Annotated in this window: 25 protein-coding genes; 22 read left to right on the forward strand and 3 right to left on the reverse strand. The window is 60.4% G+C overall.

The genetic code is table 11. The features are described from left to right. The 13 genes from ACIGEK_RS09380 (at window position 1) to ACIGEK_RS09440 (ending at window position 13,774) form a co-directional block, all read left to right on the forward strand. Window positions 1-504: a chemotaxis protein CheW gene (locus ACIGEK_RS09380; protein WP_397493019.1), complete on the forward strand. Its 504-nt coding sequence runs from the start codon at window positions 1-3 to the stop codon at window positions 502-504. Further along, entirely contained in the window at window positions 501-1,760 is a 1,260-nt protein-coding gene (locus ACIGEK_RS09385; RefSeq protein WP_397493020.1) for a CheR family methyltransferase, read from the forward strand. Before ACIGEK_RS09380 ends, ACIGEK_RS09385 begins: the two co-directional genes overlap by 4 nt. Next, window positions 1,750-2,418 carry a chemotaxis protein CheW gene (locus ACIGEK_RS09390; RefSeq protein ID WP_397493021.1) on the forward strand — a complete coding sequence of 223 codons (669 nt, stop codon included), beginning with the start codon at window positions 1,750-1,752 and terminating at the stop codon, window positions 2,416-2,418. Before ACIGEK_RS09385 ends, ACIGEK_RS09390 begins: the two co-directional genes overlap by 11 nt. Next, on the forward strand, window positions 2,415-4,670 hold the full coding sequence (locus tag ACIGEK_RS09395; protein WP_397493022.1) for a hybrid sensor histidine kinase/response regulator: 2,256 nt from the start codon (window positions 2,415-2,417) through the stop codon (window positions 4,668-4,670). The genes ACIGEK_RS09390 and ACIGEK_RS09395 overlap by 4 nt, the downstream gene beginning before the upstream one ends. Further along, window positions 4,667-5,671, forward strand: coding sequence for a chemotaxis response regulator protein-glutamate methylesterase (locus ACIGEK_RS09400; protein ID WP_397493023.1), 1,005 nt, complete (start codon window positions 4,667-4,669; stop codon window positions 5,669-5,671). The genes ACIGEK_RS09395 and ACIGEK_RS09400 overlap by 4 nt, the downstream gene beginning before the upstream one ends. A gap of 136 nt (window positions 5,672-5,807) precedes the next feature. Then, window positions 5,808-6,770, forward strand: a complete 963-nt coding sequence (locus ACIGEK_RS09405) for a diguanylate cyclase (protein WP_397493024.1) — start codon at window positions 5,808-5,810, stop codon at window positions 6,768-6,770. Window positions 6,771-6,979: 209 nt separating this feature from the next. Beyond that, a protein-coding gene (gene prfB, locus ACIGEK_RS09410; RefSeq protein WP_397493123.1) for a peptide chain release factor 2 occupies window positions 6,980-8,075 on the forward strand; the annotation gives its coding sequence in 2 pieces (ribosomal slippage) (window positions 6,980-7,051 and window positions 7,053-8,075; 1,095 coding nt in all). Between the two features lie 84 nt (window positions 8,076-8,159). Then, the gene (gene lysS / locus ACIGEK_RS09415; protein ID WP_397493025.1) at window positions 8,160-9,677 is read left to right on the forward strand and encodes a lysine--tRNA ligase; all 1,518 of its coding nucleotides are present in this window, start codon (window positions 8,160-8,162) and stop codon (window positions 9,675-9,677) included. A gap of 156 nt (window positions 9,678-9,833) precedes the next feature. After that, window positions 9,834-10,547: a TetR/AcrR family transcriptional regulator gene (locus ACIGEK_RS09420; protein ID WP_397493026.1), complete on the forward strand. Its 714-nt coding sequence runs from the start codon at window positions 9,834-9,836 to the stop codon at window positions 10,545-10,547. A 30-nt stretch (window positions 10,548-10,577) separates the two neighbouring features. Continuing rightward, entirely contained in the window at window positions 10,578-11,129 is a 552-nt protein-coding gene (locus tag ACIGEK_RS09425) for a hypothetical protein (protein WP_397493027.1), read from the forward strand. Between the two features lie 20 nt (window positions 11,130-11,149). Next, a complete protein-coding gene (locus tag ACIGEK_RS09430; RefSeq protein ID WP_397493028.1) occupies window positions 11,150-12,445 on the forward strand; it encodes a flavohemoglobin expression-modulating QEGLA motif protein in 1,296 nt (431 codons plus the stop codon). 190 nt (window positions 12,446-12,635) lie between these two features. Next, the gene (locus tag ACIGEK_RS09435) at window positions 12,636-13,382 is read left to right on the forward strand and encodes a TIGR00266 family protein (RefSeq protein ID WP_397493029.1); all 747 of its coding nucleotides are present in this window, start codon (window positions 12,636-12,638) and stop codon (window positions 13,380-13,382) included. An 86-nt stretch (window positions 13,383-13,468) separates the two neighbouring features. After that, window positions 13,469-13,774 carry a hypothetical protein gene (locus ACIGEK_RS09440; protein WP_397493030.1) on the forward strand — a complete coding sequence of 102 codons (306 nt, stop codon included), beginning with the start codon at window positions 13,469-13,471 and terminating at the stop codon, window positions 13,772-13,774. Between the two features lie 2 nt (window positions 13,775-13,776). Here ACIGEK_RS09440 and ACIGEK_RS09445 read toward each other — a convergent pair whose 3' ends face one another. After that, window positions 13,777-14,118, reverse strand: coding sequence for a pilin assembly protein (locus ACIGEK_RS09445; protein WP_397493031.1), 342 nt, complete (start codon window positions 14,116-14,118; stop codon window positions 13,777-13,779). 154 nt (window positions 14,119-14,272) lie between these two features. Here ACIGEK_RS09445 and ppc point away from each other — a divergent pair, with 154 nt between their 5' ends. From ppc to ACIGEK_RS09480, 7 genes are all read left to right on the forward strand, one after another. Beyond that, on the forward strand, window positions 14,273-16,909 hold the full coding sequence (gene ppc, locus ACIGEK_RS09450) for a phosphoenolpyruvate carboxylase (RefSeq protein ID WP_397493032.1): 2,637 nt from the start codon (window positions 14,273-14,275) through the stop codon (window positions 16,907-16,909). A 246-nt stretch (window positions 16,910-17,155) separates the two neighbouring features. After that, window positions 17,156-17,803: an adenylate kinase gene (adk, locus tag ACIGEK_RS09455; RefSeq protein ID WP_397493033.1), complete on the forward strand. Its 648-nt coding sequence runs from the start codon at window positions 17,156-17,158 to the stop codon at window positions 17,801-17,803. 196 nt (window positions 17,804-17,999) lie between these two features. Beyond that, window positions 18,000-18,785 carry a 5'-nucleotidase, lipoprotein e(P4) family gene (locus tag ACIGEK_RS09460; protein WP_397493034.1) on the forward strand — a complete coding sequence of 262 codons (786 nt, stop codon included), beginning with the start codon at window positions 18,000-18,002 and terminating at the stop codon, window positions 18,783-18,785. A 159-nt stretch (window positions 18,786-18,944) separates the two neighbouring features. Continuing rightward, entirely contained in the window at window positions 18,945-19,625 is a 681-nt protein-coding gene (tsaB, locus tag ACIGEK_RS09465; protein WP_397493035.1) for a tRNA (adenosine(37)-N6)-threonylcarbamoyltransferase complex dimerization subunit type 1 TsaB, read from the forward strand. A gap of 133 nt (window positions 19,626-19,758) precedes the next feature. Continuing rightward, window positions 19,759-20,100, forward strand: coding sequence for a hypothetical protein (locus tag ACIGEK_RS09470; RefSeq protein ID WP_397493036.1), 342 nt, complete (start codon window positions 19,759-19,761; stop codon window positions 20,098-20,100). Between the two features lie 136 nt (window positions 20,101-20,236). Further along, complete coding sequence (locus ACIGEK_RS09475; protein ID WP_397493037.1) at window positions 20,237-21,097, forward strand: DUF72 domain-containing protein; 861 nt, start codon at window positions 20,237-20,239, stop codon at window positions 21,095-21,097. A 13-nt stretch (window positions 21,098-21,110) separates the two neighbouring features. Then, the gene (locus tag ACIGEK_RS09480) at window positions 21,111-21,803 is read left to right on the forward strand and encodes an extensin family protein (RefSeq protein ID WP_397493038.1); all 693 of its coding nucleotides are present in this window, start codon (window positions 21,111-21,113) and stop codon (window positions 21,801-21,803) included. Window positions 21,804-21,807: 4 nt separating this feature from the next. Here the strand turns inward: ACIGEK_RS09480 and ACIGEK_RS09485 are convergent, their stop codons facing one another. Further along, entirely contained in the window at window positions 21,808-22,572 is a 765-nt protein-coding gene (locus tag ACIGEK_RS09485; RefSeq protein WP_397493039.1) for a hypothetical protein, read from the reverse strand. 106 nt (window positions 22,573-22,678) lie between these two features. Between ACIGEK_RS09485 and ACIGEK_RS09490 the strand changes: the two genes are divergently transcribed. After that, on the forward strand, window positions 22,679-23,467 hold the full coding sequence (locus ACIGEK_RS09490) for a class I SAM-dependent methyltransferase (protein WP_397493040.1): 789 nt from the start codon (window positions 22,679-22,681) through the stop codon (window positions 23,465-23,467). A 61-nt stretch (window positions 23,468-23,528) separates the two neighbouring features. On the opposite strand, the gene ACIGEK_RS09495 is transcribed toward ACIGEK_RS09490, so the two are convergent. Further along, entirely contained in the window at window positions 23,529-24,167 is a 639-nt protein-coding gene (locus ACIGEK_RS09495; RefSeq protein WP_397493041.1) for a TetR/AcrR family transcriptional regulator, read from the reverse strand. Between the two features lie 91 nt (window positions 24,168-24,258). Here ACIGEK_RS09495 and ACIGEK_RS09500 point away from each other — a divergent pair, with 91 nt between their 5' ends. Beyond that, the gene (locus tag ACIGEK_RS09500) at window positions 24,259-25,380 is read left to right on the forward strand and encodes an efflux RND transporter periplasmic adaptor subunit (protein WP_397493042.1); all 1,122 of its coding nucleotides are present in this window, start codon (window positions 24,259-24,261) and stop codon (window positions 25,378-25,380) included. Window position 25,381 lies beyond the last annotated feature (1 nt).

Raw genomic sequence — 25,381 nt, forward strand, 5'->3', positions numbered from 1 at the left:
ATGCACACCCCGAGTGCCGGCCAAACGTACGCCAAGCGTGAGACGGGTGAGTTGTATTTGTTATTCAGTCTGGACCAGGACCGTTACGCACTAAGTGTGCACGAGGTGGTCGAGGTGTTGCCGTTGCGCCGTCTGAAGGCGTTTCCGCAGGCACCTTCTTGGGTCGCTGGCGGCTTTGAGTATCGTGGGGCACTGGTGCCGGTGATTGATCTGTTGGTCCGCGCCTGTGCTCGACCTGCGGCGGCGTTGACCAGTACCCGGCTGGTGCTGGTGCAGTACCGTCCAGCAAACCGTGTGCTGGGCCTGATCCTGGAAAAGGCCACCGATACCTTGCGCCTGCCTACCAGTGCCTTTGCTGACTCAGCGTTGCACGCCGGCGAGGCGCAGTACCTGGGTGGGGTGCAACGTAGTGCGCAGGGACTGGTGCAGCGCATAGAGGTTGCCGGTTTGCTGCCTGCGGATGTGCGCGCGCTGCTGTTTCCTGAGCCGGGCGGGGCGCCATGATTAGCCAGGTAGAGCGCCTGCTGAAGCAGCTGATCGGCCTGGAAGCGGAGTCAGTTGGCCGACTGGTGATTGAGCGGGCAGTTCGTCAGCGCATGCAGGCGTTAGGGCTTGCTACTGAAGATGATTATTGGCAGCAGTTGAGTCGTTCGAGCAGCGAGCAACAGGCATTGGTCGAGGCGGTAGTGGTGCCGGAAACCTGGTTTTTCCGCTACCCGGAGTCATTTGTGACCTTGGTCGAGTTGGCTCTCAAGCGTAAGGCTGCGCTGGCTGGCGGTCGTGCGCTGCGCGTCCTAAGTTTGCCGTGCTCCAGTGGCGAGGAGCCCTATTCAATCGTGATGGCGCTGCTGGATGCGGGTTTTGCGCCTGCTGCATTCCAGGTTGATGCGTTGGATGTCAGTGCCCGGGTGGTGGAGTTGGCACGCTTGGGGCATTACGGGCGCAATTCATTTCGTGGACAGGAGCTGGGCTTTCGCGAGCGCTATTTCGAGGTAACGGGCAGCGGTTTCCAGCTACAGCAGCGGGTGCGCGACCGGGTCCAACTGCGTTGCGGCAACTTATTGGACAGTAATGTGCTGGGCGGTGAAGCGCCGTTTGATTTTATCTTCTGCCGCAACCTGCTGATCTATTTTGATCGCCCAACGCAGAATGCTGTACTGGATGGACTGCAACGCCTGCTGCACGCCGATGGCACCTTCTTCGTCGGCCCAGCCGAGGCCAGCTTGCTGACTCAGCGCGGCATGCAGGCGTTGGGTGCGCCGCTGACGTTTGCTTTTAAACGTGCGGTTGTGGCGCCTTTAGTAAAGGCACCCGTGCGCGTGGTGATGCCAGCGCCCGTTCGGTCGATGCGGCCACAGCCAGAGCCACAGCCGCTGCGCGCGCTGCCGGCCGTGGCTCTGGCACCGCCGGCACCTGCAGTGCGGCTCGACGATGCGGCCAGTGCGCTGGCCAGAGTCGTTGAACTAGCCGATGCCGGGCGCAGTGAGGAGGCGCTACAGGAGTGTGAGCGTTATCTGCTGGAGCACGGCCCTAGTGCCGATGCCTTTTATTGGTTGGCCTTGCTTAATGACATGGCCGGCCAGGGTGACAGTGCACAGGCTTACTACCGCAAGGCGCTTTACCTTGACCCCGAGCACGTTGAAAGCCTGGTGCATCTGGCGACGCTGCTGGCAGCGCGCGGTGACCATGAAGGTGCCAAGCGGCTGCAGCAGCGGGTAAGTCGCGCGAGCCCTACTGGAGTGAAACGCGATGAGCGATGAGCTGATGCTGGTGGACGGCGGGGCCGCTATCGATGATTGCTGGAACCGTATCGGGGTGCAGGGTGATAAAAGCTGTGAGCGCCTGCGGGAGCATGTGCATTGCCGCAATTGTGAGGTGTATGCGGCGGCCGCGACACGCTTGCTTGAGCGTTATGCGTCGCTGCAAGACGACGTCGAGCTAGTTGTCCAAGAGCAGGCCGTTGCGTGTTGCTCACTATTGGTGTTCCGCATTGCTGAAGAGTGGCTGGCGATTGCCACGCGTAGCTTAGACGAGGTGGTGGCGCCGATGCCGATTCATTCATTGCCTCACCAGCGTTCCCGAAGTCTGTTAGGTGTGGCCAATGTGCGCGGCACCTTAGTGGCCTGCCTATCGCTTGGCGAACTCCTAGGTATTACTGTCGGTGGAGTACCGCCTACCCAGCAACGTGTCACCCCGCGCATGCTGATTCTTACTGGGCAAGGCGGGCCCGTGGTCGTACTCGTGGATGAGGTGGATGGTATTCACGCCATTCCACTGCACAGTGTGCTGCCGGCGGTGCGTGATGGCGGCCTGGCGGTTAGTCAGTTTGCCAGCGGTGTAGTGCAATGGCAGGGGCGCAGCCTGACCCGGCTGGATGACGAGCTGCTGCGCCAGGCCATAGCCAGGAGTCTCGCATGACGCCTGATCAGATGAGGGATGCTTCGCTGCTAGAGCTCTACCGTCTGGAGGCGGATGCCCAGGCGCAGCTGCTGGATGCCGGCTTGCTGATCTTGGAGCGTGAGCCCTGCGATGCCGGGCAGTTGGAAGCCTGTATGCGGGCGGCGCATTCGCTCAAGGGCGCAGCGCGTATTGTCGGATTGGATGACGGGGTGAAAGTCGCGCATGCCATGGAAGACTTGCTGGTTGCCGCCCAGGAAGGCTTGCTGCGCTTAGTGCCCGAACAGATTGACGGGTTGCTGCAGGGCACCGATCTATTGCGCCGGGTTGGCGCACCAGTGGTGGCCGATGCACCCTCGGTCGAGCGAGTTGAGCAACTGGTGAGCTTGTTACAGCGCCAGTTGGTAGCTGCTGTGCCGACCTTGGGCCGTGCGACTGCAGCAGAAGAGCCCGCTGTACAGGCTGAGGTTATGCCCGAGTCCGTATCTGCGGATGAGCCGCTTGAAGAACCGCATGATGACGGTCGCGGCCGGGTATTACGCGTTTCGGCCGAGCATCTTGATCACTTGCTGGATATGTCAGGCAAAGCACTGGTTGAGTTTCAGCGTATCCAGCCGTTGGCCGACGCTCTGCAGCGACTTAAACGTCAACAGACATCGGTGCGGCGCACTCTGGATGGCTTGCGCGATATCACTTTGAACAGCTCGTTGGAGCCTCAGGCGTTGGCACTGCTGGAGGAGTCCAGGGCGCAGATGACTGAGTGCCAGCAGCTGTTACAAGAGCACTTCGAGGCCTTTGATGAATTTGCCTGGGAGGGGGGACTGCGCAGCCGCTCGCTTTACGATGCGGCTCTGTCCTCGCGCATGCGTCCGCTGGCAGATGTGCTGGTGGGCCGCGCACGGATGGTGCGCGACTTGGGGCGCTCGCTCGGTAAGCAAGTACGTCTGGATATCGAAGGGGAGGCCACCCAAGTCGACCGTGATGTGCTTGAGCGCCTCGATGCACCCTTGACCCACCTACTGCGCAATGCGATCGACCATGGCATCGAACCGCCTGAGCTGCGAGCCCGTAAGGGTAAGGCGCCGGAAGGGCGTTTGTTGCTGCGTGCGCGACATCGTGCCGGCATGTTGCTGCTGGAATTAAGTGATGACGGTGCCGGCGTGGATGTCGAGCGCCTGCGCGAAGTGGTGGTAGCACGCAAGTTCGCCAGCACTGAGACGGCTGCCAAGCTGGCGGAGGAAGAGCTGCTGGCGTTTCTGTTTTTGCCGGGTTTCAGTCTGCGTGAACAGGTAACCGAGACCTCTGGGCGCGGTGTGGGCCTCGATGCGGTGCAGCATGAGCTACGGCAGTTGCGCGGCAGCGTGCGCCTGGAACATCGGCGTGGCGAAGGCAGCACCTTCATCCTGCAAGTGCCGCTGACGCTTTCCGTGGTGCGTAGCCTAGTGGTGGAAGTGGCTGGCGAGGCCTATGCCTTCCCCTTGGCGCATATCGAGCACATGGTGCGAGTCAGCCCGGAGGATGTCGTGCAGCTGGAAGGGCGCCAGCACTTCTGGCACGGCGACCGCCATGTCAGCTTGATCTCTGCCAGTCAGTTGTTACAACGCCCTGAGGGCCGTACCGAAGACGCTGGCATCCCGCTGGTGCTGATTCGCGAGCGCGACAACCTCTACGGCGTTGCCGTAGAGCGCTTTATCGGCGAGCGAACGCTGGTGGTTATGCCGCTGGACCCGCGCTTGGGCAAAATTCGCGATGTGGCCGCCGGCGCCTTGCTGGATGACGGCACGCCGGTGCTGATTCTAGATGTTGAGGATTTGTTCAGCTCAATAGCCAAACTCTTGAGCAGTGGTCACCTCGATCGAGTTGATCGACGCAGTCAGGGCGCTCGTGAGGCCGCTCGCAAGCGGGTCTTGGTAGTCGATGACTCGCTGACGGTGCGCGAACTTGAGCGCAAGTTGCTGCTCAGTCGTGGTTATGACGTAGCGGTCGCAGTGGATGGCATGGACGGATGGAATGCGCTGCGTGCAGAACACTTCGATTTGCTGATTACCGATATCGACATGCCGCGAATGGACGGTATTGAGCTGGTCACGCTGGTACGGCGCGACAGTCGTCTGCGCAGCTTGCCGGTGATGGTGGTGTCGTACAAAGACCGTGAAGAAGATCGCCGGCGAGGCTTGGATGCTGGTGCGGATTATTACCTGGCCAAGGCGAGTTTCCATGACGAAGCCCTGCTTGATGCGGTGCTGGTACTGATAGGTGAGGCGCAGGGATGAGAATCGGTATCGTCAACGATATGCCGTTGGCCGTGGAGGCGCTGCGTCGTGCACTGGCGCGTGCCCCCGAGCACCAAGTGGCCTGGGTCGCGGGCAGTGGCACAGAGGCTGTAAAACGCTGTCGAGAGGACACCCCGGATCTGCTTTTGATGGACCTTCTGATGCCGGAAATGGATGGCGTTGAGGCCACCCGGCAGATCATGGCCAGCACGCCCTGCGCGATCCTGATCGTCACCTCGGACGTTGACCGTCATGTCAGCCGAGTGTTCGAGGCCATGGGGCATGGTGCCCTGGATGTCGTTGCCACCCCCGTGCTAGGGACGGCAGCGCTGCCGGATGCGGCAGCGCTGTTGCGCAAGATCCGTAACCTGGGCTTGCTGTTCGAGCAAAACACCACGCGTAAAACGTCTGAGTCTATCCAGCGCGCCACTAACAGCTGTCGCCAGCCGTTGGTGGCGATAGGTGCGTCGGCGGGCGGTCCGGCTGCCTTGGTTGAGCTACTCAAGCAACTACCCTCTGGTTTTCCGGCTGCCGTCGTGTTGGTGCAACATGTGGATGAGGCATTCGCCACTGGCATGGCGCAATGGTTGTCCAGTGAGTCGCACCTGCCCGTGCGCTTGGCGCGTCCGGGGGATGTGCCGCAGCCTGGAAGTGTGTTGTTGGCGGGTAGTAATGATCATTTGATTCTGCAGCGCAATGGTGAGCTGGCCTATAGCTCTGAGCCCAGTGCACATATTTACCGGCCGTCGATTGATGTGTTTTTTGAGAGTGTGGTGGCCAATTGGAAGGGGGACTCCATCGGTGTGCTACTGACGGGCATGGGGCGCGATGGCGCCCAAGGGCTGCTGAGTATGCGTCGGCGTGGTTTTATCACCATCGCCCAAGATCAGGCCAGCTGCGCGGTGTATGGCATGCCCAAGGCGGCAGCACAGCTTGGTGCTGCATCGGAAATATTACCCCTGACCGATATCGGTCGGCGCTTGGTGGCGCTGTTTGACTAATGATGGAGATGGCTAAGTGCTATTGGGTGTCGCAGGGTCTATAACTGTAGAAGGCGCTAAGCCTGGAGTAATTGGTAGGCAGAGTTTTCCTCATCTCAACGATGCTCATGAGGATGCATCGACATCTGCGCCATTGATGGTTTTGTTGGTCGACGATCAGGCGATGATCGGTGAAGCTGTGCGTCGGGCTTTGGCGCCTGAGGTAAACATTAGCTTTCATTTTTGCTCGGACCCTTTGCAGGCAGTGAGTCTGGCTGAGCAGATAAAGCCTACGGTTATTTTGCAAGATCTGGTTATGCCAGGCGTGGATGGGCTTGAATTGTTGACTCAGTACCGTGCGCGCCGCGCGTTGCAGGACGTGCCGATTATCGTGCTGTCGACCAAGGAAGACCCCAAGGTCAAAAGCGCCGCGTTCACCCTGGGTGCCAACGATTACCTGGTTAAACTCCCCGATGTTATTGAGCTGGTAGCGCGTATTCGTTATCACTCACGTTCTTATATGGCCTTGCAGCAGCGCGACGATGCCTTTCGCGCGCTGCGTGAAAGTCAGCAGCAGCTGCTGGAGGCCAATCTAGTTCTGCAGCGCTTGATGAGATCAGACGGGCTAACGGGGCTGGCCAATCGAAGACACTTTGATGATTGTCTGAACAGTGAATGGGCACGTGCGCTACGTGAACAGAGCGAACTGTCGCTGCTGATGATCGATGTTGATCACTTCAAGGCCTTTAATGATCGCTTTGGCCATGTGGAAGGGGACGAAACCTTGCGCAAGGTCGCGGCGTGTATGAATGAAATGTGCAGCCGTTCTTCGGATTTGGCAGCGCGTTATGGCGGTGAGGAGTTCGCCATGATCCTGCCGGGCACCACGCGCGGCGGGGCACGCTTGTTTGCGGAAAAGGTCCGGCTCTCTGTGCAAGCCCTGGCAATCCCCCATGAGAAGCCCGTGCAGGGTTCCATCGTCAGTATCAGTATGGGTGTTGCCACGCTCACGCCGCGGGTGGACATGGCGCCGACCGACCTGGTCGAACTGGCTGATCGAGGCTTGTACCTGGCCAAGCAGAATGGGCGTAACCAAGTGTGCCTTGTCGCTCCGGATTGATGCGTAGCGCAACGTTTTAACTGATTGCTGGCCGTCTGGAGGTGTTCGCCATGGGCTGCCAGCGGGGTGTTGACTGGGGTATACTCGCCGGCTTTTCTGAAACTTCGGGGTCAGGGTCAGATTGCCGAGTTCGATCAGATGCCGTGAGGTTGCTGATAGGGCTGCACATGACCGCTGTACACCTCAATCGCCTGCGAGTGCTGCCAGCCATGGAAATCAACCCGATCCTTAATAGCATCAAGGACCTGTCCGAGCGCACCCTGACTATTCGGGGGTATCTTTGACTACGATCACAAGCATGATCGTTTGGTCGAAGTAAACCGCGAGCTCGAAGACCCGGCCGTCTGGAACAACCCTGAATACGCGCAGAACCTGGGCCGCGAACGCGCCTCCCTGGCGCTGATCGTCGACACCCTGGATGACCTGCACGGCAGCCTGGCTGACTCGCGTGATCTGCTCGATATGGCCGTCGAAGAAGACGACGAAGGCGCGGTAAATGACGTTGCCGCCGAGATCGAACGGCTGCGCGAGATCCTCGAAAAGCTCGAGTTCCGCCGCATGTTCAGTGGCGAGATGGACCCCAACAACGCCTATCTGGATATCCAGGCCGGCTCCGGCGGCACCGAAGCACAGGACTGGGCCAACATGCTGTTGCGCATGTACCTGCGCTGGGCCGACAAGCGCGGCTTCGATGCCACGATCATGGAGCTGTCCGCCGGTGAAGTAGCCGGGATCAAGGGCGCGACCCTGCATATCAAGGGTGAATATGCCTTTGGTTGGCTGCGCACCGAGATCGGTGTGCACCGTCTGGTACGCAAGAGCCCGTTCGACTCCGGCAACCGTCGGCATACCTCGTTTACTGCGGTGTTCGTCTCGCCAGAAATCGATGACAACATCGAAATCGAGATCAACCCGGCCGACCTGCGTATCGACACCTATCGTTCATCCGGTGCCGGTGGTCAGCACGTAAACACCACCGACTCGGCCGTACGTATTACCCACGTACCGACCAATACCGTGGTCAGCTGCCAGAACGAACGTTCCCAGCATGCCAACAAAGACACCGCGATGAAGATGCTGCGTGCGCGTTTGTACGAGCAGGAAGTGCAGAAGCGCAACGCCGCCTCCCAGGTGCTGGAAGAAAGCAAGTCGGATATCGGCTGGGGTCACCAGATTCGCTCCTACGTACTCGATGCTTCGCGGATCAAAGATCTGCGCACCAATATCGAACGCAGCGACTGCGACAAGGTGCTCGACGGCGACATCGACGAATATCTGGTGGCGAGCCTCAAGCAGGGGCTCTAACCGCCAAGTGATGGTTTAGGCAGGTTGGGCGTGCGATGCGCGGCCCAGCCATCCGCCAACGATTTACAGGACAGACGAACGACCATGAGCGACCAACAACTCGACCAGCAAGCCCCTTCCCACGAAGACCAGCAACAGGAAGAAAACAAGCTGATTGCCCAGCGCAAGGAAAAGCTTGCTGTTATCCGTGAGCAGGGCAACGCCTTCCCTAACGACTTCCGTCGCGACAACTACTGCGCCGACCTGCAGAAACAGTACGCCGAGAAGACCAAGGAAGAGCTGGCCGAGGCTGCCATTCCGGTCAAGGTTGCCGGGCGCATCATGCTCAACCGTGGCTCGTTCATGGTGATTCAGGACATGACTGGGCGCATCCAGGTCTATGTCAACCGCAAGACCCTGTCGGAAGACACCCTGGCCGCGGTGAAAACCTGGGACATGGGCGACATCATCTCCGCCGTCGGCACCCTGGCCCGCTCTGGTAAGGGCGACCTGTACGTGGAAATGACCGACGTGCGCCTGCTGACCAAGTCGCTGCGCCCACTGCCGGACAAGCACCACGGCCTGACCGACACCGAACAGCGCTATCGTCAGCGTTACGTTGACCTGATCGTCAACGAAGAAGTGCGCCAGACCTTCCGCGTGCGCTCGCAAGTGATCGCGCACATCCGCAGCTTCCTGATGCAGCGCGACTTCCTCGAAGTCGAAACGCCGATGCTGCAGACCATCCCTGGCGGCGCCGCGGCCAAGCCGTTCGAAACCCACCACAACGCGCTGGACATGGAAATGTTCCTGCGTATTGCGCCAGAGCTGTACCTCAAGCGTCTGGTGGTTGGCGGCTTCGAAAAAGTGTTCGAGATCAACCGCAACTTCCGTAACGAAGGCGTTTCGACTCGTCACAACCCAGAATTCACCATGTTGGAGTTCTACCAGGCGTACGCCGACTACGAAGACAACATGGACCTGACCGAAGAACTATTCCGTGAATTGGCGCAGCTGGTTCTGGGCAGCACCGACGTGCCGTACGGCGACAAGGTGTTCCACTTCGGCGAGCCGTTTGTGCGGTTGTCGGTATTTGACTCGATCCTCAAGTACAACCCTGAGCTGACTGCCGATGACTTGAATGACATCGACAAGGCGCGCGACATCGCCAAAAAAGCCGGTGCCAAAGTGCTGGGCTTCGAAGGCCTGGGCAAGCTGCAGGTGATGATTTTCGAAGAACTGGTCGAGCACAAGCTGGAGCAGCCGCACTTCATTACCCAGTACCCGTTTGAAGTGTCGCCGTTGGCCCGTCGCAACGACGAGAACCCGAACGTCACCGACCGCTTCGAGCTGTTTATCGGTGGCCGTGAAATCGCCAACGCCTACTCCGAGCTTAACGACGCGGAAGACCAGGCCGCGCGCTTTATGGCGCAGGTGGCCGACAAGGACGCCGGTGACGACGAAGCCATGCACTACGATGCTGATTTCGTCCGCGCCCTGGAATACGGCATGCCGCCGACCGCCGGTGAGGGCATTGGTATCGACCGTTTGGTGATGCTGCTGACTAACTCACCGTCTATTCGCGACGTGATTCTGTTCCCGCACATGCGCCCGCAAGCCTGATACTTGATAAGCCGCCTCCGGGCGGCTTTTTATTACCCGGTTTTTATGGCCTACCAGCCGGGGAACGATTTTTTATTAGCGGCCAGTGGATTAATTTTGCGATTTACTGACTAAGTCATTATTAATCGTGAATAACCGACAGAGGATCCTCTTGCTGTGACAGCCAAGCCCGCCCAAGAAAGCGCCACCCTGGTGGCCAACGCCGTTGCCGAGAGCGTGCAGTATCAGGGCCGCAAAGCCAGCCGTCAGGGCAGTGAACAGCGCCGTCAGGCCATTCTCGATGCCGCCATGCGTATTATCGTGCGTGAAGGCGTGCGTGCCGTCCGGCACCGCGCAGTAGCCGCAGAGGCCGAAGTGCCGTTGTCGGCGACTACCTATTACTTCAAAGACATCAACGACCTGATCACCGATACCTTCGCTCAGTTCGTCGAGCGCAGTGCGGCGCACATGGGCGAGTTCTGGAGCGGTACCGAAGGTCTATTGCGTGAGCAGGTCAGCCGCCTGGATGGCAGCGCCGAGGCGCGTCGGCGTCTGGCCAATGAAATTGCCCAGTTGGCTGTGGAATACGTGCGTCAGCAGTTGCTGACCCGCCGTGAACACCTGCTAGCCGAGCAGGCCTTTCAGCAGGAGGCTTTGCTTAACCCTCGTCTGCACGGGCTGTTACGTGCTCACCGGCAGATATTGCTGCAGGGCGTGACGCACTTCTTCGAGGTGCTGGGTTCGCAGCAGGCCGAGCCGTATGCCAAGCTCTTGACGGCGATTATTGTGCGCATGGAGTATCAAGGGCTGCTCGATGGTGTCGATCATCTGGACAGTGAAGAGATGTTGGCCATGCTTAAACGCTATATGCATCTGGTACTGGGCCTGTAACCCGGTCAATCCGTTCACAAGGAGAGCTGAATGAAAGCCTGGCGCGCGCTGCTTGCCGTGTCCTTCCTGTTGCTTGGTGGCTGTCTGGTGACCTTCAAGGACCCGATCCCCGCCAATGAAGCAGCCCCGATTCCCCTGCTTGGCGAATGGTCGCGCAAGAACGAGTGGGGCGAACAGCTGTATCTGCAAATCACCCGTGCCGGTTCCAACGTCTATAAGGCGCGGGCCTATGTTGACAGTCTGGATAACCTCGACAGCGTTGAAGAATACGGCTTTACCGTGGCCCACCATGGCCGTCGCTGGTACCTCTCGGCGGGCTTGCCGAAGAGCCTGGGGGCAAACTTCGCCATTGCCGGTTTTGAGCTGACCACCAGCAATGAGTTGGTGATCTACAACCTGGATGTCGACCGGATCCTTCAGGAGCTGGAGCAGGGTGCGTTGCAGGGCGAGGTAATCGACGGCGCCGAAGGCGATGGCGTGCTGATCAGCAGCCCGCTGGGACAGGTATTCAGCTACCTCGATGATCAGGCCAATTCGGATGTATTTATTGAAGTCGCACGTTATCAGCGGGCGGGTGACTAGTAGGTTGTGGTGAGGAAAGCATGAACAGTCATACCGGGTTGGACGATTATCAGTTGATCGTGCGCGCGTTGTCCGACCGCCTAGTCGACGCACAAACGCCGATTCGCGTGCTGGATGCGGTGAAGTGGGATGACTCGATCCGCAGCGAGTTCCTCAAGCACAAGGGCAAGAAGCTGCCCGCCGTCGACCGTGCCTACTACGCCAACCGGCCGCTGCCCTTTGATGCGGCAGCGAAGAAGCTGGAATTCCAGAATATCGAGCGTGATATCACCCGCCAGCTCGGCCAGTTCAACCCCGTGGGCAAGATCATGCGGCGCATGTGCCGCGAGTACCGCATGGTTATTCGCATGCTCGAAGCGCGCGGTACCGAGGACTTTGGCCTGATCAGTCAGGAGCTCTATGGCGCGGCCTCCGACGCTTTCCATGCCGGCGATCCGACCCTGGCCGACCTGGGCATGATGTTTTCCGACTTCCTGAATAACATCGACAAGCGCGGTGACCTCAAGGACGAGGCCAAGACCCTGACCGCGAAAGAGGCAGTCAACCTGCTGCAACACCGCCTGAACAAGGTTTTTGGCGAGGAAGAGAGCACCATTCGGGTGTTTGAATCCGATGGCATCCTCGCCGATGCCGCCGCCGGTGCCGATTACATCAAGATCCGCGCTGATGCGATGTTCAATGACCGCGATGTAAAAGCCCTGGAAGTGCACGAGGGGCTGGTACATGTGGCCACCACGTTGAACGGGCTTAATCAGCCGATTTGCACCTTTCTGGCCAAGGGCCCGCCCTCGTCGACGGTGACCCAGGAAGGCCTGGCGATTCTGATGGAGGTGATCACCTTTGCCTCCTATCCGACGCGGTTGCGCAAGCTGACCAACCGCACCCGCGCCATTCATATGGCCGAAGAGGGCGCGGATTTTCTGCAGGTTTACGATTTCTACCGTGAGCAGTGCTTTAGCCAAGAGCAGAGCTACAGCAACGCCAACCGGGTGTTCCGTGGCTCGACGCCCACTGGTTTGCCGTTCACCAAGGACCTGTCCTACCTGAAAGGCTTCATCATGGTTTACAACTACATCCAGTTGGCCGTGCGTAAAGGCAAGCTGGAGCAGATTCCGCTGCTGTTCTGCGGCAAAACCACCCTGGAAGATATGCGCAGTCTGCGCCAGCTGGTGGATGAGGGACTGGTTGTCGCGCCCAAGTACCTGCCGCCGCAATTCAGCGACCTCAACTCGCTGTCGGCCTGGATGTGCTTCTCCAACTTCCTCAATCACCTGAGTCTTGATCGGATCGAAGCCGACTACGCCAATATCCTCTAGTAGCTACTGCGCTCGGATATGCAGCGTTGCGCACGACCTGAAAAATGCTCATTTACAGTCGTAAACTCCGCTTTTCCAGGTCGTGCGCGCCTTGCCTAACCTTCGCTCGTGACGCTCCTAGCCCTTTAATAGATGATTCGTAGCCCGGATGAAATCCGGGTTGCTCTTCCCGCATTAACAGGAGCTGCGCATGCCCAGCCATCAACTCGACTACGAAATCCTCGGCGCCTCCGCACAGAGCGTGGAGATCATTCTCGATCCGGGCGAAACGGTGATCGCCGAAGCCGGGGTGATGAATTACATGACCGACGGCATCCGCTTTGAAACGCGCATGGGCGATGGCTCAACCAACGGTGTGCTGGGCAAACTGTGGGGCATGGGCAAGCGCATGCTGACGGGCGAATCGCTGTTTATGACGCATTTTTCCAATGCAGGCAAAACTCCCGCGCGGGTGGCCTTTGCTGCGCCTTACCCCGGCACCGTGGTGCCGATCCAGCTGGCGGAGCATGGTGGCACGCTGATCTGCCAAAAGGATGCTTTTCTTTGTGCGGCTTACGGCACGGCAGTAGGAATAAGCTTTAACAAACGCTTGGGCGCCGGTTTTTTCGGTGGCGAAGGTTTTATCCTGCAGAAGCTCGAAGGTGACGGCCTGGCCTTTGTCCACGCCGGCGGTACGGTGATTCGCAAGGAGCTGAATAACGAAACCCTGCGCCTGGACACCGGTTGCCTGGTGGGTTTTACCAGTGGCATCGACTACGACATCGCCCTGGCCGGTGGCCTGAAAAGCATGTTGTTCGGCGGCGAGGGCATCCTCCTTGCCACGCTCAAGGGCACTGGCACGGTGTGGGTGCAGAGCCTGCCGTTCTCGCGCTTGGCCGAGCGCATCTATGAAGCGACGTTCAAAGCCCGCGAAGAAGTGCGCGCTGGCGGCAAATGATGCGGCAATCTGGGCCTTTGCAGGCGCGAGTGTTTGCTGCAAGCTGCGCCGCTTATTGCGCCAATTGATAATTCCGAGAGCCTGTTATGAGTGAAGTAAACCCCATCCCGCTGATCCTTACCGGTATCGGCAGTATCTGCGCCACGGTGGCTGTGCTCAGTTATTACGGCTACCTGCATATCGCCAAGCCGGAAGATGCCTTGCTGTTGTCCGAGTTCACCATGCTCAAGACTGTGCCGGGTGAGGACTACAAAGTCTCGCTCAAACCCGCCAGCCAGGTCGCCCAGTGCATCGACGGCGTGCTGGTGATGTTTGATCTGGAGCAGAAGGGCTTGAGCGGTGTACTGGTCGACCAGCGTAAGCAGGCCGTACGCTGCTCTGACGGTCAGTAAGCTCAGCTTGCCTGCTTCTGCTGCTCGCTAAGACGCTGCAGATGCCGGCGTGACAGGGCGAGGAAGCGCGGTGTCAGGCCGATGTCTTCATACAACGGGTCGCCCTGTTCATCGCTGGCCACCACCTTGTTGCCTTGAACGTAGGGGAGGCTGGCCTCCAGCTCATCGAGCGCCGCACCTAGCAGCTCCCCCAGCAGCTCTTCTACGTGGTGCTTGGGGTACATTTCCTGCAATGCCGCCAGGCGTGCTGCGGCCTCCAGGTCGAGCCTTATCTGATAAGGCGTTGCGCTCAGCCGCCCTTGGGCATTTTCCTGCCAATGCTGAACAAGCTCGCGAATCTTCATGATTGCCTCGTGTCTGTCCTATGCCCACCGTTTTTTGGTGAGCTGCATAGTTAAGACTAGTGCTTGGGCCGATAAGTGCGGCCGACGCGTCGCGCACTTGTAAGAAGTTGGCGCGCTGGGCACTCTGGAGGCAGGATCAGCGGAGGCAGCACTCATGGCAGAAATCGACGCGCGTCTGCGCGAGGACGTCCACCAGCTCGGCGAGCTACTGGGTGACACCATCAGCGTGCAGCATGGTGCTGCTTTTCTCGACAAGATCGAGCGCATTCGCAAAGGCGCCAAGGCATCGCGTCGAGGCTCGCAAGAGGGTGCGGAGCAACTCAGTGCAACCCTTAACCAACTGGACGATGACGAACTGCTGCCGGTGGCGCGGGCGTTCAACCAGTTCCTCAACCTGGCCAATATTGCCGAGCAGTACCACCGCGTGCGCCGCCGTGCGCCGGGTGAAGCGCAGCCATTTGAAGACAATATCCTCTCAGACTTACTGCAGCGGCTGTCCAGCAACGGCCACAAGGGCGAGGCTCTGGCCCGCCAGTTCGGCCGCCTGGATATCGAGCTGGTGCTGACCGCGCACCCCACCGAGGTGGCTCGGCGTACGCTGATCCAGAAATACGATGCGATGGCCGAGCAGCTCGCGGCCGGCGACCACAGCGATCTGTCGGCTGCCGAGCGCGAGCAGGTCAAACAGCGCCTGCAGCGGCTGATTGCCGAAGCCTGGCACACCGAAGAAATCCGCCGCAGCAGGCCGAGCCCGGTGGATGAGGCCAAATGGGGCTTCGCGGTGATTGAGCATTCGCTCTGGCATGCCATCCCCAACGTGCTGCGCAAGGCCGATCAGGTGTTGCACAGCGCCACCGGGTTGCACCTACCGCTGGACGCCGCGCCGATTCGTTTCGCCTCCTGGATGGGCGGTGACCGTGACGGCAACCCCAATGTCACCGCAAGCATTACCCGTGAAGTGCTATTGCTGGCGCGCTGGATGGCGGCCGATCTGTACCTGAGGGATGTTGATAACCTGGCCGCCGAGTTGTCCATGCAGCAGGCCAGCCCAGCGCTATTGGCGCGGGTGGGCGAGAGTGCCGAACCCTATCGCAGCCTGCTCAAACAGTTGCGTGAGCGCTTGCGCGCCACCCGTAGCTGGGCCCAGGCCGCGCTGAATGAGCAGATCCCGGCCCCCGCAGCGGTGCTGCAGGACAATCGCGAGCTGCTGGAACCGCTGACGCTGTGTTACCACTCGCTGCATGAATGCGGCATGGGTGTGATCGCCGATGGCCCGCTGCTCGATTGTCTGCGCCGTGCGGCGACCTTTGGCCTGTTTCTGGTGCGCCTGGATGTGCGTCAGGACTCCAGCCGGCACGCCGCCGCCATGAGCGAAATCACCGATTACCTCGGCCTTGGGCGTTACGCGGAATGGGGTGAGGAAGTGCGTCTTGCGTTTCTGTTGAAAGAGCTGGAAAACCGCCGGCCACTGCTGCCGGGGCACTTCAAACCCAGCGGTGAGACCGAAGAGGTGCTGGCGACCTGCCGTGAAGTGGCCGGTGCGCCCGCTGCTTCCCTGGGCTCTTACGTGATCTCCATGGCCGGTGCGGCTTCCGATGTGCTGGCGGTGCAACTGCTGCTTAAAGAGGCCGGATTGCAACGGCCGATGCGTGTGGTGCCGTTGTTTGAAACCCTCACTGATCTGGACAACGCTGGCCCGGTGATCAGCCGTCTGCTGGCGCTGCATGGCTACCGCGCGCGCTTGCACGGGCCGCAGGAAGTGATGATCGGCTATTCCGACTCGGCCAAGGATGCCGGCACCACGGCGGCCGCCTGGGCGCAATACCGCGCCCAGGAAACCCTGGTTCAGGTATGCCGCGAGCAGGATGTCGAGTTGTTGCTGTTCCATGGCCGTGGCGGCACAGTCGGGCGCGGCGGCGGTCCAGCGCATGCGGCAATTCTGTCGCAGCCGCCTGGCTCGGTAGCGGGGCGTTTCCGCACCACTGAACAGGGTGAAATGATTCGTTTCAAATTCGGCCTGCCGGATATCGCCGAGCAGAACCTCAATCTGTACCTCGCCGCCGTACTCGAGGCCACCTTGTTGCCGCCGCCTAGTCCGGAGCCAGCCTGGCGCGAGCTGATGGATAAGCTGGCCAGCGATGGCGTCAGTGCCTACCGCGCGGTGGTGCGCGAGCACCCACAGTTCGTCGACTATTTCCGCCAGGCTACGCCGGAGCAGGAACTGGGTCGTTTGCCTCTTGGCAGCCGCCCGGCCAAGCGGCGCGAGGGTGGCGTCGAGAGCTTGCGGGCGATTCCGTGGATTTTCGCCTGGACCCAGACGCGCCTGATGTTGCCGGCCTGGTTGGGCTGGGAGGCGGCGCTGGACAACGCCTTTCAGCGCGGCGAAGGCGAGCTGCTTGGGCAAATGCGCGAGCAATGGCCGTTCTTCCGCACGCGTATCGACATGCTAGAGATGGTGCTGGCCAAGGCCGACGAGTCCATCGCCCAGTTGTACGACGAGCGTTTGGTCGAGCCGGCCCTGCGTCCGCTAGGCGAGCATCTACGCGGCCTATTGTCGCAGGCGGTGGCTGCAGTACTAGGTTTGACCTGTCAGGCGCAGCTGCTTGCGCACAGCCCGGAAACCCTGGAGTCGATCAGTGTGCGCAACACCTACCTGGACCCGCTACATTTGCTCCAGGCGGAGCTTCTGGCGCGCTCGCGGCAGCGTGACAATCAGGCTGACAGCCCTCTGGAACAGGCCTTGCTGGTCAGTGTGGCGGGTATTGCAGCTGGTTTACGCAACACCGGCTAGGTGGCTGAAGAAGGGGGGGTTAGGCTTTCGCTGGCGCATATGTAGTGCGCTGGCGAAAGCACTACCCGCTAGAAGTGGTCGCAGGTGTATCCGACTTTCGGTGGCTTGTGCGCTATGGGTGCGCTGTGTATCTTGAGCGGCCTTTCGGCACTCTGGCCCAGTTTGGCAGCGCTGCTTGAACAATTCTGAGATTGGCCCCACGAGGCGAGTCCGACGATTTTTACTTAAATCTTGAGGAGCACATCGATGCGTGTGATTTTGCTGGGGGCGCCCGGTGCCGGTAAAGGTACCCAAGCTGGTTTCATCACCAAGAAATTTGGTATTCCGCAAATCTCCACCGGTGACATGCTGCGTGCTGCGGTCAAGGCCGGCACTGAACTGGGCCTGGTTGCCAAAAGCGTAATGGACAGCGGTGGTCTGGTCTCCGATGACCTGATCATCAATCTGGTCAAGGAACGCATCGCCCAAGCTGATTGCGCCAATGGTTTCCTCTTTGATGGTTTCCCGCGCACCATTCCTCAGGCTGAAGCCCTGAAGGAAGCTGGCGTGGTCATCGACAACGTGGTCGAAATCGCCGTTGATGACGAAGAAATCGTCGGCCGTATTGCCGGTCGCCGTGTGCACCCAGCGTCGGGTCGCGTCTATCACACCGAGCACAATCCGCCAAAAGTCGCCGGTGTTGACGACGAGACCGGTGACGAGCTGATCCAGCGCGAAGACGACAAGGAAGAAACCGTACGTCATCGCCTGTCGGTCTATCACTCGCAGACCAAGCCGCTGGTGGACTTCTATCAGAAGCTTGCCGCCGCTGACGGTACGCCTAAGTACAGTGCGATTGCCGGCGTTGGCTCGGTTGACGAGATCACTGCCAAGGTACTTGCGGCGCTCAGTTAAGCTTTGCTGCAGTCAGTCAACGGCTCGCTTTTGCGGGCCGTTGTCGTTTCTGCGGTTGGCGCGCTGGAGTCGCTGAGCGTCGTTCATAGAACAGTAACCTTGCTCGTCTAAGCTAGCATCGGTTTGGTCTAGACCACTAGATGAGATGGTCGTAGACGTCGAGCCTTAACCCATACTAAGGAAGAGAGCGCATTCAATGACCGAGAAAACAGCAAAGAGTGCCATCTGGTTGGGCCTTGCGTTAGCCCTGGTGGGGAGTCCTGCGGCTTTTGCCGAGACCGCGGCGAAGCCCACAGCGGACTGCGCAGTCGCCGAGTTCACCATGGGGCTGCGTTTCCAGCAGCAATCGGCAGAAGTTCAGGCCCTGCAACTGCAGGCCTACAACATCGCCACACTGAAGCTGGATGCAGCAGTGGCTGCTGCGAAAGATCCGTCCAAGCTGGCCATCGTCACCGACCTGGATGAAACCGTTATTGATAACAGCGCACTGTTGGCGCGGGACCTGGCCAACTGTCACACCTATAACGCCTGGGATACCTGGCTGCCCTGGGAGCGTGACGGTACTCCTGTGCTGATTCCAGGGGCGAAGCAATTTTTGGAGCACGCCGACAAGCTCGGGGTGACCATTCGCTACATTTCCGATCGCGCCGACGAGCAGAAGAAGTACACCCTGGCCACTCTGACCAAGCTGGGGCTGCCGCAAATCTCGGAAGAAAGCGTGTTGCTGCTGGGCCCACCTAAGGTCGAGCGCCGCGCCATCGTCAGCGCCGATCATCAGATTGTGCTGCTGCTGGGCGATACGCTGCATGACTTCGATGGGCGTTTCCGCAAAACGCCGCTGGCCGATCAGCGCGCCACCGTGGCTTCTGAGGCGGGCAAATGGGGCACCGAGTGGATTGTCTTCCCTAATGCGGGCTACGGCACCTGGTCCAAGGCGCCTTTGCAAGGTTGGGACGCCAAGACCGTTATCGAACCCTGGTAAGCGCGTTACTTAGGCAGCAGTGGGGCTCTTCGGCCCCGCTGCATGCCTGTAATCCTGCGAGACCGCTCGCGTGACAGGCGCGGGCAGCAGTGATTACGCTGGAAAAAAAAGCCTCAAGCCGTTCTAATGCCGGTCCATTTCGTCACCTGTCCGAATGCAATGACCACTCTCCTGGCCCTGGATACCGCCACCGAAGCCTGCTCCGTTGCCCTGCTGCATAACGGCCAGGTACTCAGCCATTACGAAGTGATTCCACGCATGCATGCCCAGCGTCTGCTGCCTATGATCAAGCAGCTGCTGGCGGATGCCGGGGTGCCGCTGTCGGCGCTCGACGCGATTGCCTTTGGCCGTGGCCCGGGCGCTTTTACCGGTGTGCGCATCGCTATCGGTGTGGTGCAGGGCCTGGCGTTTGCCTTGGAGCGGCCGGTTTTGCCCGTGTCCAATCTGGCCGTGCTAGCACAGCGCAGCTTGCGCGAGCATGGCGCGCAGCAAGTGGCTGCGGCCATCGATGCGCGTATGGATGAAGTTTATTGGGGCTGCTACCGCGCTGAGCAGGGTGAAATGCGTCTGGCCGGCGTCGAGGCCGTATTGCCGCCTGAGCGCGCTAGCCTGCCGGGTGATGCCAGCGGCGACTGGTTTGCCGCCGGTACTGGCTGGGGCACCTTTGCCGCGCGTATTCCGGTTGTGATCAGCGGACAGGATGCGGCCATGCTGCCGCACGCCGAGGACCTGCTCAGCCTGGCGCGCTTTGCCTGGGCCCGTGGTGAAGCGGTTGACGCCGACCTGGCGCAGCCGGTTTATTTGCGTGATCAGGTGGCCACGCCCAAGGCCCCGGTTTAAACAGTCGGGCATTGGCGTACCTTCTGTCGCGCATATTGCCGCGTGCACCGGGCTTGATTGCCAAGCCGGTCTTCGGCGGCTAAATTGCCATCACATGTGTCCATCGTTGGCTAAGCAAGCCGAGCAGTAATTGATGCGTATCGACGGTTTTACCTCCTCTTATTCGCCAGACCGCAGTGCCCGCCCGGGCTCTGCGATTACGCCATTTCGCGAAGCGCAGCGCGAGATAGAGGACCGTCGTGAGCAGCCAGCATCCCCCGCCAGCACCCAGGGCTTTGAGCAAGTTGCCCAGACGCGCAAGGTCGAAGCCAGTAATGCCAGCAGCGACAGCCTGCCATCGCGCCTGCAAGACCAGCTCTACCAGCCGCCACTGAATAACCGCGCCGCCCAGGCCTTGGCCAGCTACAGCTCAACCGCCAGTTTCGCCAGCGAGACGGATGCCCAGCAGGTCATGGGACTCGATCTCTACGCCTAGAAGACCATTGCAAAACTACTGCGCTCGGCTATGTCGCGTTGATATCAACCTCGTCGTACTCATATACAACTCGTACACTGCGCCCCTCGGCTGATCTCGCCTTCACTCGCTACATTTCTCAACGGTCTTCAGATTAATGTTGCCTTACTACCTCGGTTGCCCGTCATGGAGCGAGCCTGCCTGGCGCGGTTCCCTGTATCCGGATGGCAGTCGCAGCGCCTACTTTCTGCCGCTGTATGCTCAGGTGTTCAACGCCGTTGAGGGCAACACCACCTTCTATGCACAGCCTTCCTCTTCAACCGTGGCGCTCTGGGCCGAGCGCATGCCGGCCCATCTGCGCTTTTGCGCCAAGCTGCCGCGTGAGATTAGCCATAATGGCGATCTGCGTGACCAGTTGAGTGCCACCGAGGATTTCCGCCGCTTGCTGGCGCCATTGGGTGAGCGGGTGGCGCCGTTCTGGTTGCAGTTGCCGGCGAGTTTCGGCCCGCAGCGTTTGGCGGAGCTGAGCGCTTATATCGAGCCCTGGCAGGCTGGGGAGCTGGCCGTTGAGGTGCGTCATCCAGGATTCTTTGCCAAGGGTGACGAGGAACGCAGCCTTAATCGTCTGCTGCATGGGCGTGGCATCGAGCGTATCTGCCTGGATTCGCGGGCGCTGTTCAGCTGTGTATCCACAGCGCCGGCCGTATTGCATGCGCAGGCCAAGAAGCCGCGTCTGCCGCTGCGGCCCACAGCCTTTAGCCAGGCCCCACAGCTGCGCTTTATCGGCCATCCCGAGTTGCTGGCCAATGACCCCTTTATAGCGCCCTGGCTGGACAAGGTGGCAGGCTGGATAGAAGAAGGGCGCACCCCCTACGTTTTTCTGCACACCTCGGACAATCGCCTGGCGCCACAACTGGCGCAGCGCTTTCACCAGCAGTTGATGCTGCGTTTGCCTGGTTTGGCGGATCTGCCACAGGTGCAGGTCGAGGATCAGGTCGAGCAGTTGGGTCTGCTCTGATAGGCTGCGCCGCATGACTTTCTTCCGCGGTTTTCTCATGCTGTGTGTCGTGCTCGCCTGCCTATTGCTGGCGATCTGGCGTGGCTGGTTGGATGTACCTCCGCGCTGGAATCCCTGGGCGGTGCTGGATATTCGCGAAACGCCGAACCTGCTGACCAGCTTCAAACTGTGGCGGCTGCAGGATGATCCGGCGTTGTGTCAGCAGGCCCTGAATACCTCATCACTGCACTTTACGCCTCAGGCCGACAGCAGCCCGGAGGTGGCCTGTCCGCTGAACAATACCTTGCGCGTACAGAGCTCAGGAGTTGCGTTCAGCAGCAGCTTTATCGCCAGCTGCCCGCTGGCGGCGGCCTTTGCTCTGTTCGAGCAGCATGATCTGCAGCCAACTGCCCAGGCGGTGTTTGGCCAGCGCGTGGCGCGGGTAGAACATGTGGGCAGCTTCGCCTGTCGCACCATTGCAGGCAGCCAACGGCGCAGCCAGCATGCGTCGGCTAATGCGCTGGATATCATTGGCTTTCGTTTGACTGATGGCCGGCGCATCAGCGTGCTGCAGGATTGGCCCAAGCAGGGCAAGAGCACTGAGTTTCTGCGCCAAGTGCAGCAGGGTGCCTGTCGGCGTTTCAACACCACTCTGGGGCCGGAGTACAACGCGGCCCACCGCGACCACTTTCACGTGGATATGGGGCTGTGGCGGATGTGCCGTTAAGTGCTTAACGCTCTGCTAATAGCAGGTCGGCAGCCTGGCCACTGCGGCCGTTGGCAAATTCGAAGCGGCCAAGTTGGGCGATTTCGTCGTAAGCGCCCAGGGCAATTTTTACGTCGCGCACTTGCAGGTCGATGGCGCTGACGCCGGCTTGGCTCAGCGACTGACTGGACTGCCGGCCCTGCGCGTCGAAACGCAGCAGGCTCAGACGTTCGAAGATCGCATCCTGGCTATCGATACGGCCGTCACCGTTGTCATCGTATTTGCGCAGCTCGGCAAAGCCATTGGCGGCGCCGTTCTGGTCGCCGAACAGCTCGCGGCCATCATCGATGCGGCCATTGCCGTTGCGGTCATAGGCGAGCAGGGCGTCGTCACCGGTGGGCACGCTGATCTGGTCGAGCTTGCCGTCGGCATTCAGGTCGAAATTTACTGAACGATTCAGGCCGCTGGTGCTGAAGCCGTTACCGGCCAGATCGAGCACCAGTGGGTCGGTTTTCTGCGGTTCGGCGTTGATATTGACGTTCAGCTCCAGCTCGCGCTGGGCGGCCAGTTCCTGAAAATCACTGGCCTGAGCAGTGACGGCGGGTGGCTCGCTGGGTGTTTCCGGCGGGCTGGCGGGCGCCTCGGCCTCGACTTCATTGGGCATCAGGGTGCGCCGCAGAATCTGGTAATCCAGCGAGGCGCGCTTGCCTTCCGCCAGCGTCTCGCTGATCGAGCTGGTGTTGGCGGCCGACGGTGCGGCGCTGCGTGGGGCAGAAATGACGTCGAACATAGCGAACTCGGTGCGGCTGGAAGCTGCCGGGTCTGGCAAAATGCCGCTCAGGCAGGTTATCGGCCGCTGCGGCGGTCAGTTGAGTGATTTTTGAGCACATTTTCTGATGAGTGATGAGCGGCTAATAGCCAGAATTCGTATGCAAGCCCTGGCTCCCCATCTGCAGGCAGCGGCTGAAACCTGGGCCGCACGCCTGGGTTTACCGCTGGAGGGGGAGAGCGAGTTTGCCCTGCAACTGGGCGAGGGCGGCTTGCAGCTGGTGGAGCTGGGGCCACAGGCACCAGGGCCGGTTAAAGTGGATTTTGTCGAAGGCGCGGTGGCGCATCGCCGACTATTCGGTGGCGGCAGCGGGCAGATGATTGCCAAGGCGGTTGGCGTGCAAGCCGGGGTGCGTCCGAGTGTGCTGGATGCCACGGCCGGCCTGGGGCGCGATGCCTTTGTGCTGGCCAGCCTGGGTTGCCGCATGACCTTGATCGAGCGTCAGCCGCTGATTGCCGCGCTGTTAGAGGATGGCCTGGCTCGTGCCGCGCTGGATCACGACGTCGCGCCGATTGCTGCACACATGCAGCTGCTGAATGGCAACGCCATCGAGCTGATGCGTGCTTGGGAAGGCGAACCGCCGCAGGTGATCTACCTCGACCCGATGTTTCCGCATCGTGACAAGAGCGCGCTGGTGAAGAAAGAAATGCGTCTGTTCCGACCGTTTGTTGGTGATGACCTGGATGCCCCGGCGTTGCTGGAAGCGGCGCTGAACCTGGCCAGCCATCGGGTTGTGGTCAAGCGCCCGCGCAAGGCGCCGCTGATTGACGGCGCCAAGCCGGGTTATGCCCTGGAAGGTAAATCTAGCCGCTACGACATCTACCCGAAGAAGAAGCTGCAGACCGCCAGCGAGTAACGCTGGCGATGCCTGGCGTTCGCAGCCCGTTGAAAAACTACCTACGTTCTTCAGCCGCCTGCTAGTCAGCGCGGAAGGCGCGCAGGAATACCTCGACCGCATCGCACACGTGGGCTTCGGCTTCGGCGCCCTGCAAGGCTTCGCCGCAGCCGATCAGCAGGCGGAAGTTGGCCCCGCCTTTGATCAGGCAGAAGAACTGATCCGCCGCGCTCAGTGGGTCGGGTACGCGCAGTTTGCCGCTCTGGTCGGCCTGGCGCAGTAGTTCTTCCATGCCATGCAGCACGCGCTGAGGGCCTGCCTCGTAGAACATCCGCGAGAGCTTGGAGTCCTGCGCAGCCAGGCTCACCATCACCCGGTGCAGCTCCACCGACTCGCGGCTGTTGATCAGCTCATTAAAGCCACGGCCGATATTCAGCAGCAGTTGTGCCACCGGCACCTCGTCGTCCAGCTCGAACAGCAGCTCGGGCAGTTGCTCCTCGCATTTGGACTTCACTGCCTCGGCAAACAGCTTCTCCTTGTCGGTGAAGTGGCTATACACCGTGAGCTTGGACACTCCGGCTTCCGCGGCAATCGCATCCATACTGCTACCGTCATAGCCATTGCTGAGAAACAGGGCCTTCGCCGCTTCCAGGATGGCTTTGCGCTTGGCCAGATCTTTTGGGCGACCGGGGCCGCTGGGTGGTAACACTTTGTTTGGCATTGGTCGTTTTTAATACTGGACTAGTGAGTTTGCTATTTTTACTATACCCGCCAGTATAAATATTCAAAAGCCTCCACAAAGGTTAGTCATCATGTTTCGTCATGCACTGTCTGTTGCGTTGCCTGTCAGTCTTATCCTGTTGCTCGCCGCCTGCGGCAATGGCGAACCCGCCAAGGTTGCCGTGCGCCCGGCGATGGTGGTGCAGCCGCAACTGGCGGGTGACCTGATGGATGCCTACCCCGGTGAGGTGCGCGCGCGCCTGGAGCCGGAGCTGGCCTTCCGTATCGGCGGCAAGGTAGCCAAGCGCCTGGTCGACGTCGGTGCACGGGTGAAGAAGGACCAACCTCTGGCCGAGCTGGACCCGCAGGATGTGCGCCTGCAGCTGGAAGCCATTCGCGCTCAGGTCGCAGCGGCTGAAGCCAATCTGCAGCTGGTACGCGCCGAGCGTGACCGTTACAAAACGCTGCTGGCACGCAACCTGGTCAGCCGTTCGCAGTACGACAATGCCGAGAACACCTACCGCTCCGGTGAGGCGCGGGTGAAGCAGGTGCGAGCCGAATTCAACGTGGCCAACAACCAGGCCGGTTACGCTGTACTGCGCGCCTCGCAGGATGGTGTGGTGGCACGGCGTATGGTCGAAGTCGGCCAGGTGGTTGCCGCTGGGCAAACCGTATTCACCCTGGCCGCTGACGGCGAACGTGAAGTGCTGATCAATCTGCCGGAACAGGCCTTCGAGCGCTTCAAGGTCGGCCAGGAAGTGGCGGTTGAACTGTGGTCGCAGCCGGATCAGCGCTTCCCAGGGCGTATTCGTGAAATGTCGCCATCGGCCGACCCTCAGTCGCGCACCTTTGCTGCCCGTGTGGCTTTTGTCGAAGGCAAGGTGCCGGCCGAACTGGGCCAGAGCGCCCGCGTATTTATCGCTCATGACGGCGAAGTGCCGCTGGCCGTGCCGCTGTCAGCGCTGACGGCGGAGAAGGGCCAGCCCTATGTCTGGGTGGTCGATCCCAAGGACTCCACCCTCAAACGTACCGATGTGCGTATCGGTGCTTACGGTGAGAAAACCGTACCGGTGCTCGAAGGCCTGCAAGCCACTGATTGGGTGGTTGCGGCCGGTGGTCAGGTGCTGCGTGAAGGCCAGCAGGTGCGTCCGGTTGACCGTGACAACCGTGCTGTTCAGCTCACGGCCAAGACCGACCTGACGGTCGAGGAGTAAG

It is taken from the genome of Pseudomonas sp. NPDC079086 (assembly GCF_044542155.1).
Lineage (GTDB): Bacteria > Pseudomonadota > Gammaproteobacteria > Pseudomonadales > Pseudomonadaceae > Aquipseudomonas.

What these genes read in the sequence shown, in the direction of transcription:
- ACIGEK_RS09470 (WP_397493036.1), top strand. Translation starts at nt 19,759, where the DNA reads ATGCGTATCGACGGTTTTACCTCCTCTTATTCGCCAGACCGCAGTGCC.
- ACIGEK_RS09405 (WP_397493024.1), top strand. Translation starts at nt 5,808, where the DNA reads ATGGTTTTGTTGGTCGACGATCAGGCGATGATCGGTGAAGCTGTGCGT.
- tsaB (WP_397493035.1), top strand. Translation starts at nt 18,945, where the DNA reads ATGACCACTCTCCTGGCCCTGGATACCGCCACCGAAGCCTGCTCCGTT.
- ACIGEK_RS09495 (WP_397493041.1), bottom strand. Translation starts at nt 24,167, where the DNA reads ATGCCAAACAAAGTGTTACCACCCAGCGGCCCCGGTCGCCCAAAAGAT.
- ACIGEK_RS09390 (WP_397493021.1), top strand. Translation starts at nt 1,750, where the DNA reads ATGAGCGATGAGCTGATGCTGGTGGACGGCGGGGCCGCTATCGATGAT.
- ACIGEK_RS09400 (WP_397493023.1), top strand. Translation starts at nt 4,667, where the DNA reads ATGAGAATCGGTATCGTCAACGATATGCCGTTGGCCGTGGAGGCGCTG.
- ACIGEK_RS09490 (WP_397493040.1), top strand. Translation starts at nt 22,679, where the DNA reads ATGAGTGATGAGCGGCTAATAGCCAGAATTCGTATGCAAGCCCTGGCT.
- ACIGEK_RS09385 (WP_397493020.1), top strand. Translation starts at nt 501, where the DNA reads ATGATTAGCCAGGTAGAGCGCCTGCTGAAGCAGCTGATCGGCCTGGAA.
- ACIGEK_RS09460 (WP_397493034.1), top strand. Translation starts at nt 18,000, where the DNA reads ATGACCGAGAAAACAGCAAAGAGTGCCATCTGGTTGGGCCTTGCGTTA.
- ACIGEK_RS09440 (WP_397493030.1), top strand. Translation starts at nt 13,469, where the DNA reads ATGAGTGAAGTAAACCCCATCCCGCTGATCCTTACCGGTATCGGCAGT.
- ppc (WP_397493032.1), top strand. Translation starts at nt 14,273, where the DNA reads ATGGCAGAAATCGACGCGCGTCTGCGCGAGGACGTCCACCAGCTCGGC.
- ACIGEK_RS09445 (WP_397493031.1), bottom strand. Translation starts at nt 14,118, where the DNA reads ATGAAGATTCGCGAGCTTGTTCAGCATTGGCAGGAAAATGCCCAAGGG.
- ACIGEK_RS09380 (WP_397493019.1), top strand. Translation starts at nt 1, where the DNA reads ATGCACACCCCGAGTGCCGGCCAAACGTACGCCAAGCGTGAGACGGGT.
- adk (WP_397493033.1), top strand. Translation starts at nt 17,156, where the DNA reads ATGCGTGTGATTTTGCTGGGGGCGCCCGGTGCCGGTAAAGGTACCCAA.
- lysS (WP_397493025.1), top strand. Translation starts at nt 8,160, where the DNA reads ATGAGCGACCAACAACTCGACCAGCAAGCCCCTTCCCACGAAGACCAG.
- ACIGEK_RS09480 (WP_397493038.1), top strand. Translation starts at nt 21,111, where the DNA reads ATGACTTTCTTCCGCGGTTTTCTCATGCTGTGTGTCGTGCTCGCCTGC.
- ACIGEK_RS09435 (WP_397493029.1), top strand. Translation starts at nt 12,636, where the DNA reads ATGCCCAGCCATCAACTCGACTACGAAATCCTCGGCGCCTCCGCACAG.
- ACIGEK_RS09500 (WP_397493042.1), top strand. Translation starts at nt 24,259, where the DNA reads ATGTTTCGTCATGCACTGTCTGTTGCGTTGCCTGTCAGTCTTATCCTG.
- ACIGEK_RS09395 (WP_397493022.1), top strand. Translation starts at nt 2,415, where the DNA reads ATGACGCCTGATCAGATGAGGGATGCTTCGCTGCTAGAGCTCTACCGT.
- ACIGEK_RS09485 (WP_397493039.1), bottom strand. Translation starts at nt 22,572, where the DNA reads ATGTTCGACGTCATTTCTGCCCCACGCAGCGCCGCACCGTCGGCCGCC.
- ACIGEK_RS09475 (WP_397493037.1), top strand. Translation starts at nt 20,237, where the DNA reads ATGTTGCCTTACTACCTCGGTTGCCCGTCATGGAGCGAGCCTGCCTGG.
- ACIGEK_RS09430 (WP_397493028.1), top strand. Translation starts at nt 11,150, where the DNA reads ATGAACAGTCATACCGGGTTGGACGATTATCAGTTGATCGTGCGCGCG.
- ACIGEK_RS09425 (WP_397493027.1), top strand. Translation starts at nt 10,578, where the DNA reads ATGAAAGCCTGGCGCGCGCTGCTTGCCGTGTCCTTCCTGTTGCTTGGT.